This is a genomic window from Plantactinospora sp. DSM 117369 (genome assembly GCF_053764795.1).
Genome location: NZ_CM132446.1, coordinates 64,913 through 79,044, shown reverse-complemented (window position 1 = coordinate 79,044; position 14,132 = coordinate 64,913). Strand labels below are relative to the sequence as shown.

The window sequence follows — 14,132 nt, the reverse complement described above, 5'->3', positions numbered from 1 at the left end:
GCCGGTGTGACCAAGAACCTGTACGACGACGCCCGGATCACGGCCGTGGGCCTGGTCATGGAGGTGTACGCCGGGCTCGCCGCCAGATTTGCCGCCCAGTTCGAGGAGCACGGGCTGTCGACGGTGGAGTTCGAGGTCCTGATGCGGCTGGCCCGCTCGCCCGAGCACCAACTCCGGATGACCGACCTCGCCGCGCAGACCTCGCTCTCCACCAGCGGCGTGACCCGGGTCGTCGACCGGATGGAACGGGACGGCCTGCTCTGCCGCCGCGCCTGCCCCTCCGACCGGCGCAGCGCGTACGCGGTGGTGACGGAGTCCGGCATGGCGCGACTCGTGGAGACGCTGCCCGGCCACATCGAGCTGATCCAGGACTGGTTCATCGGTCAGCTCGAACCGGCCAGGCTGGAGAGCCTGCTCGACTCGTTGCGGATCGTCCGGGACGCGGTCCATCCCGGCGCCACCGCCGGCAGCAGCAGCGCCAGCGCCGGAGCGACCACTGCCTGTTGATCTCCGCACACGGAGTGCCGACATTCGCCACGGATCCTGATTACCACCTCAGGACGGGATCCGGACACCCCGAAAGACCACCGGCAGAAAGACCGGCAGAAGTCACGCACATATCGCCATGTCACCCATCAATCAGAAAAAACGGGCGTCTGATGCTGGTTAATCTTCAGGCAGCCGGGGGGCTCTGGGGACGTGGCGCGGGCGGGGATCAGTGAGGGCTCTGTCGGGGGGCTGTCCCGCTCGCGCCACGGCCCCAAGGTGAGAGCCGACGCGCCCCAAAGGTGAGGGCCGACGCCCGGAAGTGACAGCGGGGCCGACACCCCGAGGTGGCCGAGAAGCCGACGGTCGTCAGCTCTCGGCCCGGTCCACGTCCGTGTCGGTCCGGTCCAGGTCCGCCGCACCGATCAGCGCCCGCTCCCGCGGCAGCAGGACGATCCCGCCCTCCCGGCACACCTGAGCAAGACGCTTGACCGCCGCGGTCCGGGCAGCCGGATCGTCGGTACTCGCCACCAGGCCGACCAGCGCCTCGGCAACGTCCCGCAGGTCACGGGACCCTTCACAGGCCCGCACGGCCGCCGCGTACCACTCGGCCGCCCACTCCCGGTCGCCCCGCTGCATCGCCAGGCTCGCCTCGATCAGGGCGCAGATCCCGTCGTCCCGGGGAGGGATCTCGTCGGTCCGGGCACGCCCGGGCTCCAGCTCGACCGGGCCCGCGCCGTCGCCCACCTTCCGGGCACGCAACTCGGCGAGTACCGCCGTCGCCTCGTCGATCCGCCCGTCCTCGGCGAGCGCCAGGCCGACCGTGCCGAGCGCCCGCCGGCGGTGCCCGGGGTCGCCGAGGTCGGCCAGCGCCGACACCGCCCGGCGACCGTGCCGGACCGCGTCCGGGTACCGGCCCTCCAGCCGGGCCACCTCGGCCAGGTTGGCCCGGGCCAGCACCCGGAGCCGCTCCTCGCCGCACTCTCCGGCGAGCCGGTCCACCGCCGCCAGCCGGCGCCGGGCGGCGGCGAGGTCGCCGACCCGGATCTCGTGCCAGGTCAGATTGTTCTGCGCCACCGCCATGTCCCGGATCCGGCCGGTACGGGTGGCCAGCTCCAGCGCCGCCTCGCCGTGCTGCCGCGCCTCGTCGTGGCCGCCGATCGCGGTCCACAGTCCACAGAGCACGTTCCGGGCCGCCAGCTCTCCCGGTACGTCGGACAGCCGTTGGAACGCCGCCACCGCCGCCTCGGCGGACGGCAGCTCCTGCGGCCCGGCACCGTGCTCCTGGGCGAGCTGCGCGACGCCGACCTGGGCCCAGGCCCGGGCCGCCGGATCGGCGTCACCGGTACGCGGGTCGTCCAGCAGCCGGCGCAGCCACTGCCGACCCGCCACGTCCCGCCCCCGGTACCGCCACCATCGGGCGAGGTTCCCGGCCAGCCGCAGCGCGGTGTGCGGATCGTCGTTCGCCGAGTACGCCAGTGCGGTCCACAGGTCGCCGGCCACCTCGTCGAGCCGGCCGACCGCCTCGACGAACCGGGCACCCGCCAGGTCCGGCGCGACCCGGGCGGCCAGCCCGGCGAAGACCGACGCGTGCCGTCGGCGGATCGCGGCGAGTTCGCCGTTGGCGGTGGCCCGTTCGGCGGCGAAGTCCCGCACCACGTCCAGTACCCGGAACCGGAGCGGTCCGGTGCCCCGGGCGCCGATCAGCCCGTGTGCCAGCAGCCGGTCCAGCGACCGGACGGGATCGACCGGTCCGGCCGGCTCGTCGCCGGCACTCCCGTCGCCGGGCGGCGCATCGCCATCGGTGAACCGCAGGTCGCCGGGCGGGCTCGCACCGTCGGCCGGGAACGGGTCGGGGGCGAGCATCGCCTCGGCCAGCTCCACCGACCAGCGGTTGCGCATTACCGAGAGGCGGCGCAGGGCGGCCCGCTCGTCGGCGTCGAGCAGCCGGTAGCTCGCCGCCACCGCGTCCCGCAGGGTCACCGCCGCCGCCCGGCCCACCGGTGCCGTGCCGAGGTCGAGCAGGCGGTTGCCGTACCGGTCGAGCAGCTCGTTGAGGTTGAGTACCCGGCCGTGCGCCGCGGCCAGTTCGATGGCGAGGGGCAGCCCGCCGAGCCGGCGTACCAGCTCGACCAGCGCGACCACCTCGTCGGGGTGCGGCGGCTCGCGGCCGATCTGGCGCAGCCGGGCGAGCAGCAGCGCGACGGCCGGATAGCCGGCCACCACCGCGAGGTCGGCCGGTACGTCGGCGGGCGGCACCTCCAGCGGGGTGACCGGGCGGACCCGTTCCCCGGAGAGCCCGACCGGGTGCCGTCCGGTGGTCAGCACCCGCAGCGTCGGCGCGATCTCGGCGAGCCGGTCGAGCGCCTCGGCGGCCGCTCCGGGGGCGCGTTCGACGGCGTCCACCAGCAGCAGCGACGGCGCGTCCGAGAACCGGCCGGCGAGGTCACTGGCCCGGCCGACGCCGAAGACCGTGGCGACGACCGACAGCACGTCACCCTCGGTGGAACCCTCGATCATGACGATCCCGCTGGTACCACCGGGAAAGTCGTCGGCCACCTCCCGGGCGACCTTGAGGGCCAGCCCGGTCTTGCCGACTCCGGCGAGGCCGACCAGGCTGACCACCCCGCGCGCCACCCGGGGCTGCTCGGTCAGCATCGCGGCCAGGTCGGCCACATCCCGGTCCCGACCGATCAGCTCACCCGGATCCGGCAGCCCGAAGCCGCGCGTCGGCAGCCGCCGGGACGCCGCGGACGCGAGACCGCCCACCTCCGGCGCCGGCCCGGCCTGGCCCCGGGCCAGCGCGACGAAGTCGGACCGGTCCTGCCCGGCCAGACCGAGCGCGGCGGCGAGCAGTTCCACGGTCGTCCGCTGTGGACGGGAGGCCCGGCCCCGTTCGAGGTCACGGACCGTACGGATCCCGACGGCGGCCCGTTCGGCGAGTTCGGCCTGGGTCAGTCCGGCCGCCCGCCGGCACCGGCGGAGCACCTCGGCAAAGCCACCCGGAACCCGGTCGGAGCCATGATCCGGAGTCATGGGCAGGAAGACTACGCAGCCCGGTAGGGGCTCGGCAGAGATACGTCGCGCTACCGACGGAAGAGGACATAGATATCCGACAGATCACCGATGACCGGTTCCGGCCGGTAACCGAGCCCTCACGGTTCGACGGAAACCGGCACCGGAGCGGGCGGAACCGGCGTACCGACCGGCAGGTCCCGGTCGCCGGAGAACCGCTGGTGCAGCCGGCGCAGCGGGGTCGGCGCCCACCAGTTCCACTCGCCGAGCAGGCTCATCAACGCCGGCATCAGCAGCCCGCGGACGACCGTGACGTCGAGCAGTACGGCCACCGCCATGCCGAAGCCGATCTCCTTGACCGCGGTCAGGTCGCCGAGCAGGAAACCCAGGAAGACGATGGTGATGCAGACCGCCGCCGAGGTCACCACCGGACCGGTCCGGGTGATCCCGGCCAGCACCGCCCGCTGCCCGGCCCGGGTGCGGGCCGCCGGGGTACGCAGACCCGACCAGCGACGCCACTCCTCGCGGATCCGGGCCAGCAGGAAGACCTCGTAGTCCATCGACAGTCCGAAGACGAAGACGAAGAGCAGGACCGGGGTGGTGAGGTCGATCGCCCCCCAGGACTCCACCCCGATCAGGGCGGCACCCACGCCCCACTGGAAGACCACCACCAGTACGCCGAGGGTGGCGAGCAGGGTCAGCACGTTCATCACCAGCGCCTTGACCGGGATGACCAGCGAGCCGGTGAGTACGAAGAGCAGCCCGGTGGTGACCAGCAGCAGCACGAGTACGGCGTACGGCAGCCGTTGCGTGACCGAGGACCGGTAGTCGACCAGCTCGGCGGCGGGCCCGCCGACCAGCAGCGGCAATGGCTGGTCGAGGGCGCGCACCGCGCGTACCAGCTCACGGGACTCGGGGCCGCCGGTCGCGCCCCTCGGCGTCAGGTCGATCACCACCGCCGGGCCCGGCACGTCGGGGCGGGGCTGCATCCGGATCACCTGGGGCAGGGTGTTGAGCTGGTTCATCAGGTCCCGCACCTCGGCGCTGGCCGGATCCGCATCGACGACGACGGTGACCGGAGCGGCCCGGCCCGCCTCGAAGTCGCGCAGTAGCACGTCGTGCACCTGCCGGGCCTCCATCGACCGGGGCAGCGCCCGGGCGTCGGAGTTGGCCAGGTTGGCGCCGGCCAGGAACGGTAGGGCGAGCAGCAGCAGGCCGGCGGAGACGCCGAACGCCACCGGGCCGGGCTTGCGCTGTGCGTACCCGGCGAGCCGGCCGAGCAGGCCGGGGTCGGCGCCGGGCGTACCCGATCGGGGGGTGGTGGCGGGTCGGGCCGGGACGATCCGGCGGGCCGGGCTCGCGGCGCCGGCCAGGACCCGGCGCACCCAGGTCCGGGCGCCGGGGGCCGGGATGTGCCGGTGCGCGACGGCGAGCAGCGCCGGCAGCAGGGTCAGGCCGGCGAGGGTGGCCAGCGCCACCGCGAGCGCGCCGCCGAGCGCCATCGCGGCGAGCAGTGGTGAGGCGAAGGCGTAGAGGCCGACCATCGCGGCCGCGACCGCCAGGCCGGAGATCAGCACGGTACGGCCGGCGGTCGCCATCGTCCGGGCCAGCGCCTCGGCGGGATCGCCGCTCCCCGGCCCGTCCTCGCTCCCCCGCCCGTCGCCGCGTTCCTCGCGGAACCGGGCGATCAGCAGCAGCGCGTAGTCCACGGTCAGGCCGATGCCGAGCAGCGTGACCACGTTGACGGTGAACTCGCCGACCCCGGTGACGGCAGTCAGGCCGTAGAGGCCGAGCAGGGTCACCGCGACGGCGGCGAGCGCGGCGAGCAGCGGAAGCACCCCGGCGAGCAGGCCGCCGAGGATCACCACCAGCGCCACCAGGAGTACGCCGAGCGCGATCGACTCACCGACGGCCGCGTCGTCGATCGCCTGCTCGGCGAAGGCCCGCTCGGCCAACTCCTCGCCGCCGACCAGCACCTGCGGCGCGTCGATGCCGCGCAGCAGGGCGGCCACCCGGTCCTCGGCCGCCTCCCGCTCGGCGGTCGGCAGCCCGTCGGCCAACTCGACCCGGACCAGGGTGCTGCGGTTGTCGGCGCCGATCCGGCCGCCCGCCGCGTTGTAGAGGTCCTCGACCTCCCTGACCCCCGGTACGGCCTGCACCTCGGCGCGTACCCGGTTGACGCTGGCCACCAGTGCCGGGTCGTACGGGTCCCGGTCCCGGACGATCGCGACCACGATCGGGCCCTCGGGGAGGAGTGCGGCGACCCGGCGGTCGGCCCGCTGCGACTCGGCGTCCGGGCGGAGGTTGTCGGTGTCGACCAGCCGGTCGAAGACCTGCCCGCCGAGGGTGGCTCCGGCCAGCACCAGTCCCAGCCAGCCGACCAGTACCGGCCAGCGCCACCGCCACAGCGACCGTCCGAACGCAGCGAACATGCTTCGAACCTCCCCTGGAGCGACGCCCGCTCGTCGCCCTCGGCGCACATGCAAACACCCTGAGCAGCCAGGCGTCAGCCGCTATCCGGTCAGAACTGACTGTCCGGTGTGCCGGGTCGAGGCTCCGGTGTCCCGGGTCGAGGCCGGGAGCTGCGGCGACCAGGTAACGGATCAGCCGCGTTCGGTGGCGCGGCGGGCCCGCAGGCGTTCGGCGAGCGCGCCGAGTGCCGGAGCGGCGCTGGCCAGCTCGGCCCGCTGCTCGTCGCTGATCTCGGCCATGGCGTCGGCGAAGATCCGGGCCCAGGCGTCCTCGATCCGGGCCGAGCCGTGCGCCGCGTCCACGGTCGCGTGCAGCCGTACGGCCCGCCGGTCGTTCGGGTCGGGCTCGCGGCGTACCAGGTTGCGGGCCACCAGGGCGCGGACGGTCGCGCTGACGTTGCTGGCGTGCAGGCCGAGGTCGCGGGCGAGGGTACTCACCGAGACGCCGGGGGCGTCGGCGACGTACCGGAGCACCTCCAGCTCGGACGGCGGCAATTGGCCCAGCCCGGCCGCGTCGACGCCCTGTAGCCGCATCACCCGGCTCAGTTGGTACAGAACCGGTACGAGTGTCCTCGCCTGCCGGAGCACCGTCTCGTCCGCCATGGTCACTCGTTTCACTTCACGAGGATAACGCTAGACATACTTATATAACTATAGTAACTTGCCGTGGTGACTTCCGCCCCCTCCCGGACCGACGAGTCCACCCCGCCCTCGCCGCCCGAGCCGCCCGCCGGTCCGCCCGCCCGGCCGCGCCGGCTGCTGCTCCCCGCCCTCGTGCTGCTGGCCTTCGTGCCGCCGATGGGCATCGACATGTACCTACCGGCCTTCCCCCGGATCGCCGACGAGTTCCGCACCGACCCCTCCGGAGTCCAGCTCACCCTCACCTCCTTCGTGATCGGGCTGGCCCTCGGTCAGCTCGTGCTCGGGCCGCTCTCCGACCGGTACGGTCGCCGGCTGCTGATCCTCGCCGGTACGGCGCTCTGCGCGGCCTCCGCCGCCGCCTGCGCCTTCGCACCCACCCTGGAGACGCTGACCGCGCTCCGGTTCGTGATGGGGTTCAGCGCGGCCGCCGGGGTGGTGGTCGGCCGGGCCGTCATCTCCGACACCGCCCAGGGGCCGGCCGCCGCCCGGATGTTCGGCATCCTGATGGCGCTCAGCGGCATCGCCCCGATCACCGCACCGCTGATCGGGGGTGTGGTGACCGGTGCCGCCGGCTGGCGCGCGGTGTGGTTCACCCTCGCGGCCGGACTGCTGCTCACCCTGCTCGTCACGCTGGTCGGCGTACCCGAGAGTCTGCCGCCGGACCGCCGGCACGCCGGCGGGCTCCGCGCCACCCTGGCCACCGCGCGCTCGTTGCTGACCGACCGGGTCTATCTCGGCTACACCTTCGCGTTCGGCTTCGGGTTCGCGGCCCTGTTCTGCTACATCGCCGCGTCACCCTTCTTCCTCCAGTACGTCCTGGGGCTCTCCGTCCGGCAGGCCGCCGTCGCCTTCGCCGCCGGTGCGTTGATCGCCACCCTGAGCAGCGCGGTCAACGCCCGGGTCGTCGGCCGGGGCGCCTCCCCGGGGGTACTGCTCCGGATCGGCCTGGCCACCATGCTGGCCACCACCGGCGGCCTGCTCGCCGTCACCCTCGCCGGTCAGCTCGACCGGACGGTGGCGGTCGCGCTGCTGCTCTTCTTCGTCGGACTGGGCATGATCATGGGGAATGCCACCGCGCTGGCGATCCAACGGGTACCGAAGGCGGCCGGCAGCGGATCGGCGGTGCTCGGCACCCTCCAGGGCGTACTCGCGGCGGTGGCGGCCCCGCTGATGGGGCTCGGTGGGCGGGACAACGCCGTAGCGCTGTTCCTGGGCATGACCGTCTGCGTCGCGGTCGCCTGCCTCGCGCTGCTGCTCACCCGATCCGCAGAGCGGCCCCCGAGCGACCGGCCGCCGGTCAGGACCGGTGCGCCCGACGGGTCGGTTGCCTGACACTGATGCCCTCGACCACCCTCGGCCCGCCGATGCCGCCGACCCGGCATTACCTTGCAGGCAATACAACGCCAGCGTTATAGTTGATCCGTGGGCTCCTGGGACATCAACCTGACCCGCACAGGTCGAAGACTGGTTCCTCGAACTCGCCAAGGATGACCCCGACTGCGCCAACCAGGTCGCAGCGGCCATCGACATGCTCTCGGAAGTGGGACCCACACTGGGGCGCCCTTTGGTTGACCAGATCAAAGCATCACGACACCAGAACATGAAGGAACTGCGCCCGGGTTCCACCGGCAACTCCGAGATCCGCATCCTGTTCGCGTTCGATCCCGAGCGGTCGGCAATCCTGCTGATAGCGGGCGACAAGGCTGGGAAATGGAAAGAATGGTACAAGGAAAACGTTGCACTGGCTGATGAGGCGTACGACAACCACCTCGCCGAGCTGAAGGGACAGCATCATGGCGAATAGCTGGAAGGACGTTCGCGCCCGCGCCAACCTTGACGAGAAGCGGGTCGCCGAGCACAGAGACCGCCTGGTCGCCGAGGTCCGTGCTGCTCGGCTCGCGGACATCCGCAAGCGTCACGACCTGAGCCAGCAGCAGGTCGCCGACCGGATGGGCGTATCCCAGGCTCGTGTGTCCGCCATCGAGAAGGGCGAACTACCTGCCACCGAGGTCGGCACGATCGGCAAATACATTGCCGCCCTCGGTGGCCAGTTGACAATCGTGGCTGACTTTGGCGACGAGAAGTTGGTCCTCGGTTGACAAGGCCGTTAGGGGCCATCGAAGGTGCGCGGATCTTTGCCAACGGCTGAGGTTGCCGTTGATTGCGGCACGCGGCAGCCGGGGAGGTACTGGCAGGTCGATCCACGCGCTACATGATCCGGCGCCAGAGCCTTCACAGAACCTGGCGGGTCCGCATGGTATCCACGAACGACCGCCAGGCGGCCGGCGCGAAGGTCAGCACCGGACCGGCCGGGTCCTTGCTGTCCCGCACCCCGATCACCCCGGGCAAGTTCCCGGCCACCTCGACGCAGTTGCCAGCGTTGGCGTTGCTGCGGCTGCTCTTCCGCCAGATCGCGCGACTTAACTCCACGACTCTGCCACCTCCTGGATCAGCTCGATGGACTGCTGGTGGGACAGCGCCTCGCACCGGATTATCTCCCAGATCCTGTTGATCCTGGCCACCTCGTCGGCGCGCTCGATCAGTCGCCCCTCAATCTGGTCGTCGAGAAAACCGATATCGTCGCCACCCGTCATCGTCGCGATCACGAAGGGGCCGTTGACGCCGACGTAGGCGCCAGCGCTCGTGGGCACCACCTGGATCCGTATCCGAGGCTGTTCCGCGCACACCTTCACGATGTGCCGGAGCTGATCGCGCATGACCTCACGGCCACCGATGGGCTGGTGGAGCACTCGCTCGTCCACCACGGCGGTAAACAACGGCGGCTTCTCCCGGGTGAAGATCTCCTGCCGGGCCATCCGGGTAGCCACGTGCTGCTCGACCTCGGCGTTCGTGAACATCCTGCCACCGCTGAGCAGGGCACGGGCGTATGCCTCAGTCTGCAACAGGCCAGGAATCACCGACCACTCGAAGCAACGGATGGCTTCGGCCTCCTGTTCGAGAATGCTCCACTCGCGGAACCATGGCATGACCGGCCCGACACCGATCACTGCCTGGATGCGTTCGAGGAGGCCGCCGGTTTCCAGTACGTTGTCGCAGCGCTTGGCGAACTCGCGGGTCGGGCGGCGCTGACACAGCTCGATCTTGGCGATCAGCGCCGAGGAGAAGTTGATCCGCTGTGCCAGACCGTCCTGGGAGAGTCCGGCGATGCCACGGAACCGGCGTAACTCGCCGGCGAACAGACCCAGTGTCGTCGGTTCGGCCACGGACAGGCTCCTTACCTGCGGATTGTGGACCCCGGACAACGGCTCGGGTCGCCCGGACAACACTTCCGAGAGTAGTGGCCCGGTCACGAGACTGGGGACCGGAAACGCGCCCATCGGCAGACCGGGACCTGACCCGGGTGGGCGTCCCGGACCGCCCCAGGGAGGTAACGCTCCGATGTGGTCACTGTTTCGGGGGCAACCCCAACCCGTCCGGTACTCCCCGCAGCACCGACGCGACTGGCGACGGCTCTGGTGGCGGCACTGTCGCTGCGGCGACCGCTGGCCGTGCCCGGACCGGTTCAACCCACCACCGCTCGTCCCGCCGTACCCGATGGCGCGGATCGGCGCGAACCTGCCGCCCCGGTTTCCGCGCAAGCGCCCGACGAACCGCGGCCCGACCTGGCGGCACCTGCCGTTGCGTCCACTCTGGATCTGCCGGGGATGCGGGCACCCGTGGCCGTGTGCCACCGCCCGACTGACGCTGCTCTCCGACTATCGGGAGGACCGGGTGGGGCTGCACGTCTATCTCGGCTCGGCGCTCTACGCCGCCACCGCCGACCTGCACCGGCTCAACCCGAATCCGGGACCGGACCCGGCGGCACTGCACGCCCGCTTTCTCGGCTGGGTCCGCCCTCGTCCCTGATCGGCTGGCCCCGCTCGATCCAACGAGCATTGTCAGCCCAGCACGGGAGAGCACTGTCAGCGGGGCGGAGGCAGCTCGATCGCGGTGAGGCCGCGCCGCCGGTAGACGTCGGGACGCTCGGTGAGCACCGAGCGGCCGGTCGGCCACTCGGCGTCCGGCCTCGCGACGACGACCGCGTGCGCGGCCCGCCAGTCGACGGTGCCGGCGACGAGCCGTCCGACCGCGGTCGCCGCCGAATAGCCGAGTTCGACGACCTCCATCGCCGGTAACGCCCCGACGTGCTCGCCGAGCGCCGGGCGGTCGGCCGAGGCGGCGGCCAGGCAGAGTGCGGGGACGTAGATGTGCCGCCCCGCCTCCTGGTGCGCCGCCGCGACCAACCCGGAGAGCAGCCGGTGGCCGGCGCCGAGCGCGAGCAGGGCGGTGTGGTCGAAGACGACCGCCGCGAGCGGGGTGGTCACGCCCTCGGCTCGTCGGAGCCGGCCGGGTCGAGAGTGGAGGGTACGGCTCCCGACTCGACGTCCCGCCAGAAGTCTTCACCGGCGCGGACGTCGTCGCCGTCGAGGTCGACACCGATCCGCGACCGCAGGTATCGGGCCGCACTGGCCGCGCGTTCCCGCAGCTCGGCTGCGGTGGGTGTGCCGTTGGACAGCTCGGCGACCAGGTCCCGCACGGTCATGCCCCGCTCCCGTGCGATCGTGGCGAGCCGGTCCCGGACCACCGCGTCCACCTTGATCGTCGTGTCCACGGCCGGAAGTATACCGACGGTATACCGGCGTCCGGAGCAGCTCACCGGCACGGCGGCCCCGATATCCGAATCTGCCATCCGTACGGATGACAACGATTACTCTCCGAAGTATGGCCCGCGGGTTGTTTGCACTCAGAGTAGCCGCCGCTCTCCTGGTGCTGCCGTCGGTGACAACGGCCGGTGCGCCCGGAGCTGCGGTGGCGAGGACTCCGGCCCAGACCCGAGCGAGTACGCCGTCTCGGCCCTGTCCGGCGCCGAGCCCGCCGGTGGCCCGGCCGACCCGGCCCGCGCCGCCACCGCTCGACCCGGCGAAGGCGGCAGTCGGCGGCCCGGCCCTGGCGACCACCGGCCTGGTCATCCCGTCCGGCGCCGCCGAGCCACCCAAGGTCACCGCCACCTCGTGGCTGGTCGCCGACCTGGCCAGCGGCGCGGTACTCGGCGGCTGCGGCCCACACGAGTACGGCGTGCCGGCGAGTGTGCAGAAGCTGCTGCTGGTGGCGGCGGTACTGCCACATCTCGACCCGCAGCGGGTCGTCGAGGTGACCGAGTCGGACCTCGACTTCGAGCCGGGCAGCTCGGCGGTGGGGCTGGTACGCGGCGGCCGGTACACGGTCGAGACGCTCTGGCTCGGCCTGATGCTCAACTCCGGCAACGACGCGGCGAACGTGCTGGCCCGGCTCGGCGGCGGTGCCGCTGGCCAGGCCGGCGGGGTCGCGGCGATGAACGCCGAGGCGGCCCGGCTCGGCGCGCACCAGACGCACGCCGCCACACCCTCCGGGCTGGACGGACCCGGCCAGTACACCAGCGCCTACGACCTGGCGCTGATCGCCCGCGCCTGCTTCGGGCACCCCGACTTCCGCCGGTACGCCGCGACGAAGATGGCGCAGGTGCCGGCCCAGGCGGCGAACAACACCAAGGGGTACCCGATCTGGAACGACAACCAGCTCCTGCACCGCTATCCCGGGGCGCTGGGCGGCAAGACCGGCTACACCGACCTGGCCCGGCACAGCTTCGTCGGGGCGGCCGAGCGGAACGGTCGTACCCTGTTGGTCACCCTGCTCGGCGCGGAGTCGCAGCCGCAGCGCGGCTGGGAGCAGGGCGCGGCGCTGCTCGACTGGGGATTCGGGCTGCCCGCCGACGCGACCGTCGGCCAGCTCGTCGCACCGGGTCGGGCCGACTCCGGCAACCAGGTCTCGTCACCGGCCGCCGGCGCGACCCAGGTGCGTCCCGACCGGGGCTTCCGCATCGACTGGCTGCTCGGCACGGTCGCCCCGGTGATCCTGGTCGGCACCCTGCTCGCGCTCCTGGTCCGGCAGCGGCGCCGGGCCGCCCGCCGACGGGCCGGACGGTGACCACATCTGCGAGATGCCCCGAAGCTGCCTCCCCGGCGACAGGCGTGAGCTAGATCATGCTTTAGGTTGACCTTAGGTCAGGGTGCATGCTCGTCGCGTCGGCACGCCACGACGGACGCCGATCCGGGCAGAGCAGATTCAGAGGAGCAACCATGTCCAGCACCCTTCCCGACCAGGACAAGAGCACCCTGGGGACCGTCGCGCACGGTGCCGTGTCGCTGATGGCCGCCACCGGCACGCCCACCGCAGCCCTCGACGCCGCAGGGGTGAACACCTCGGACAGCGGAGCCGTGCCGGCTGCTGCTGCCGGGCAGGATCGCCCGGAACTCCAGAAGGCCCTGGATGAGATCGTCGATTCCGGTCTCACCGGAATTACGCTTCGCGTGCACGATGAGCGGGGCGAGTGGGTCGGCAGCGCCGGGGTGAGCAAGCTGGGGGAGGCGACGAAACCGCCGACGAACGGGCAGGTCCGGATCGGCAGCAACACCAAGACCTTCACCGCGACCCTGGTGCTGCAACTGGTGGCCGAGGGCAAGATCAGGCTGGACACCCCGGTCGCCGACTACCTGCCCGAGTTCGGGCTGGACCAGCGGATCACGGTGCGGATGCTGCTACAGCACACCAGCGGCGTGTTCAACTTCACCGGTGAGTACTACGAGGACGGAACGGTGGTGCCGGGGATCCCCGCTACCACCGCAGGCAAGGAGTGGGTGGACAACCGCTTCAAGACCTATCAGCCAGCGGATCTGGTGCGGCTGGCGTTGTCCAAGCCGGCACGGTTCGAGCCGGGGACGGACTGGAGCTATTCAAACACCAACTACGTGCTGGCCAGGCTGCTGATCGAGCAGGTCACCGGCCGCTCGGTCGCCGAGGAGATGCAGCGGCTGATCCTGGGGCCGCTCGGACTGTCCGGCACCGTGGCACCGACCACCCAGACGGGGATCGCCGAGCCGCACGCCCACGCCTACTACCGGTACGAGGACGCCGGTGAGGAGAAGACGGTCGACGTCACCAGCCAGAATCCCTCCTGGATCTCCAGCGGTGGTGACATGATCTCGACCAGCCAGGACCTGCACACGTTCATCTCCGCGCTGGTGAGCGGCAAGCTCCTGCCGGCCCCGCTGCTGGCCGAGATGTGCACCCCGCACCCGACGCCCATTCCGGGCATGGGCTACGGACTGGGGTTGTTCGTGCAGGACACGCCCTGTGGCGGCACCGTCATCACCCACAACGGCGGCGCTGCCGGGCACGCCGCGCTGATGTTCAGCACGCCCGATGGCAGCAAGACCCTGACCGCCACGCTGAACTATGTGGACGACGCCGCATTGTCCCTGGCCGTGGCGTTCCAGCAGGCGACGCAGCGGCTCGTCGACGAGGTGTTCTGCGGCGGGCAGGCCGACCCGGCTCGGCCGACGGACTGAACACCCGTGACCCACGCGCTTTGAGGGCCGGCACCTTCCGGTCCTGTATCAGGTGGCACGCGAACGGGCGCCACGCCGAGTTCGGCGTGGCCCGTCCACACGCTCGGTGGAGGTGTGCGAATTGAACCTTTTT

General features: G+C 71.8%; 14 protein-coding genes. 7 read left to right on the top strand and 7 right to left on the bottom strand.

Annotation, left to right across the window (positions count from 1 at the left end):
* Positions 1-57 precede the first annotated feature (57 nt).
* The gene (locus ACSMXO_RS00350; RefSeq protein WP_455419453.1) at positions 58-507 is read left to right on the top strand and encodes a MarR family winged helix-turn-helix transcriptional regulator; all 450 of its coding nucleotides are present in this window, start codon (positions 58-60) and stop codon (positions 505-507) included.
* Positions 508-855: 348 nt separating this feature from the next.
* Here ACSMXO_RS00350 and ACSMXO_RS00345 read toward each other — a convergent pair whose 3' ends face one another.
* The 3 genes from ACSMXO_RS00345 to ACSMXO_RS00335 form a co-directional block, all read right to left on the bottom strand.
* Entirely contained in the window at positions 856-3,522 is a 2,667-nt protein-coding gene (locus ACSMXO_RS00345; RefSeq protein WP_455416297.1) for an ATP-binding protein, read from the bottom strand.
* A 119-nt stretch (positions 3,523-3,641) separates the two neighbouring features.
* Complete coding sequence (locus ACSMXO_RS00340) at positions 3,642-5,933, bottom strand: MMPL family transporter (RefSeq protein WP_455416296.1); 2,292 nt, start codon at positions 5,931-5,933, stop codon at positions 3,642-3,644.
* A 171-nt stretch (positions 5,934-6,104) separates the two neighbouring features.
* Complete coding sequence (locus ACSMXO_RS00335; protein WP_346261063.1) at positions 6,105-6,590, bottom strand: MarR family winged helix-turn-helix transcriptional regulator; 486 nt, start codon at positions 6,588-6,590, stop codon at positions 6,105-6,107.
* 51 nt (positions 6,591-6,641) lie between these two features.
* On the opposite strand from ACSMXO_RS00335, the gene ACSMXO_RS00330 reads away from it, so the two are divergent.
* The 3 genes from ACSMXO_RS00330 to ACSMXO_RS00320 all read left to right on the top strand — a co-directional run bounded on the left by ACSMXO_RS00330 (position 6,642) and on the right by ACSMXO_RS00320 (position 8,713).
* The gene (locus tag ACSMXO_RS00330; RefSeq protein ID WP_455416295.1) at positions 6,642-7,946 is read left to right on the top strand and encodes a multidrug effflux MFS transporter; all 1,305 of its coding nucleotides are present in this window, start codon (positions 6,642-6,644) and stop codon (positions 7,944-7,946) included.
* 208 nt (positions 7,947-8,154) lie between these two features.
* The gene (locus ACSMXO_RS00325; protein WP_455416294.1) at positions 8,155-8,418 is read left to right on the top strand and encodes a type II toxin-antitoxin system RelE/ParE family toxin; all 264 of its coding nucleotides are present in this window, start codon (positions 8,155-8,157) and stop codon (positions 8,416-8,418) included.
* Complete coding sequence (locus tag ACSMXO_RS00320) at positions 8,408-8,713, top strand: helix-turn-helix transcriptional regulator (RefSeq protein ID WP_346261066.1); 306 nt, start codon at positions 8,408-8,410, stop codon at positions 8,711-8,713. The genes ACSMXO_RS00325 and ACSMXO_RS00320 overlap by 11 nt, the downstream gene beginning before the upstream one ends.
* Positions 8,714-8,846: 133 nt before the next feature.
* Here ACSMXO_RS00320 and ACSMXO_RS00315 read toward each other — a convergent pair whose 3' ends face one another.
* Together ACSMXO_RS00315 and ACSMXO_RS00310 are read right to left on the bottom strand one after the other, a co-directional pair.
* A complete protein-coding gene (locus ACSMXO_RS00315; RefSeq protein WP_455416293.1) occupies positions 8,847-9,044 on the bottom strand; it encodes a DUF397 domain-containing protein in 198 nt (65 codons plus the stop codon).
* The gene (locus ACSMXO_RS00310) at positions 9,035-9,838 is read right to left on the bottom strand and encodes a helix-turn-helix domain-containing protein (RefSeq protein ID WP_455416292.1); all 804 of its coding nucleotides are present in this window, start codon (positions 9,836-9,838) and stop codon (positions 9,035-9,037) included. Before ACSMXO_RS00310 ends, ACSMXO_RS00315 begins: the two co-directional genes overlap by 10 nt.
* 175 nt (positions 9,839-10,013) lie before the next feature.
* Here ACSMXO_RS00310 and ACSMXO_RS00305 point away from each other — a divergent pair, with 175 nt between their 5' ends.
* Positions 10,014-10,481 (top strand): hypothetical protein, encoded by a 468-nt coding sequence (locus ACSMXO_RS00305; RefSeq protein ID WP_346261069.1) that lies wholly within the window; start codon positions 10,014-10,016, stop codon positions 10,479-10,481.
* A 56-nt stretch (positions 10,482-10,537) separates the two neighbouring features.
* Here ACSMXO_RS00305 and ACSMXO_RS00300 read toward each other — a convergent pair whose 3' ends face one another.
* Together ACSMXO_RS00300 and ACSMXO_RS00295 are read right to left on the bottom strand one after the other, a co-directional pair.
* On the bottom strand, positions 10,538-10,939 hold the full coding sequence (locus ACSMXO_RS00300; RefSeq protein WP_346261070.1) for a PIN domain-containing protein: 402 nt from the start codon (positions 10,937-10,939) through the stop codon (positions 10,538-10,540).
* Positions 10,936-11,226 carry a hypothetical protein gene (locus ACSMXO_RS00295; protein ID WP_346261071.1) on the bottom strand — a complete coding sequence of 97 codons (291 nt, stop codon included), beginning with the start codon at positions 11,224-11,226 and terminating at the stop codon, positions 10,936-10,938. Before ACSMXO_RS00295 ends, ACSMXO_RS00300 begins: the two co-directional genes overlap by 4 nt.
* A gap of 110 nt (positions 11,227-11,336) precedes the next feature.
* Here ACSMXO_RS00295 and ACSMXO_RS00290 point away from each other — a divergent pair, with 110 nt between their 5' ends.
* Positions 11,337-12,578, top strand: a complete 1,242-nt coding sequence (locus ACSMXO_RS00290; RefSeq protein ID WP_455416291.1) for a D-alanyl-D-alanine carboxypeptidase family protein — start codon at positions 11,337-11,339, stop codon at positions 12,576-12,578.
* A 152-nt stretch (positions 12,579-12,730) separates the two neighbouring features.
* The gene (locus ACSMXO_RS00285; protein WP_455416290.1) at positions 12,731-13,999 is read left to right on the top strand and encodes a serine hydrolase domain-containing protein; all 1,269 of its coding nucleotides are present in this window, start codon (positions 12,731-12,733) and stop codon (positions 13,997-13,999) included.
* Positions 14,000-14,132: the final 133 nt, after the last annotated feature.

Bases quoted from the DNA above. Each gene is read 5' to 3' on its own strand.
- ACSMXO_RS00350 (WP_455419453.1), top strand. From the start codon at position 58: ATGGAGGTGTACGCCGGGCTCGCCGCCAGATTTGCCGCCCAGTTCGAG.
- ACSMXO_RS00345 (WP_455416297.1), bottom strand. From the start codon at position 3,522: ATGACTCCGGATCATGGCTCCGACCGGGTTCCGGGTGGCTTTGCCGAG.
- ACSMXO_RS00340 (WP_455416296.1), bottom strand. From the start codon at position 5,933: ATGTTCGCTGCGTTCGGACGGTCGCTGTGGCGGTGGCGCTGGCCGGTA.
- ACSMXO_RS00320 (WP_346261066.1), top strand. From the start codon at position 8,408: ATGGCGAATAGCTGGAAGGACGTTCGCGCCCGCGCCAACCTTGACGAG.
- ACSMXO_RS00305 (WP_346261069.1), top strand. From the start codon at position 10,014: ATGTGGTCACTGTTTCGGGGGCAACCCCAACCCGTCCGGTACTCCCCG.
- ACSMXO_RS00290 (WP_455416291.1), top strand. From the start codon at position 11,337: ATGGCCCGCGGGTTGTTTGCACTCAGAGTAGCCGCCGCTCTCCTGGTG.
- ACSMXO_RS00285 (WP_455416290.1), top strand. From the start codon at position 12,731: ATGTCCAGCACCCTTCCCGACCAGGACAAGAGCACCCTGGGGACCGTC.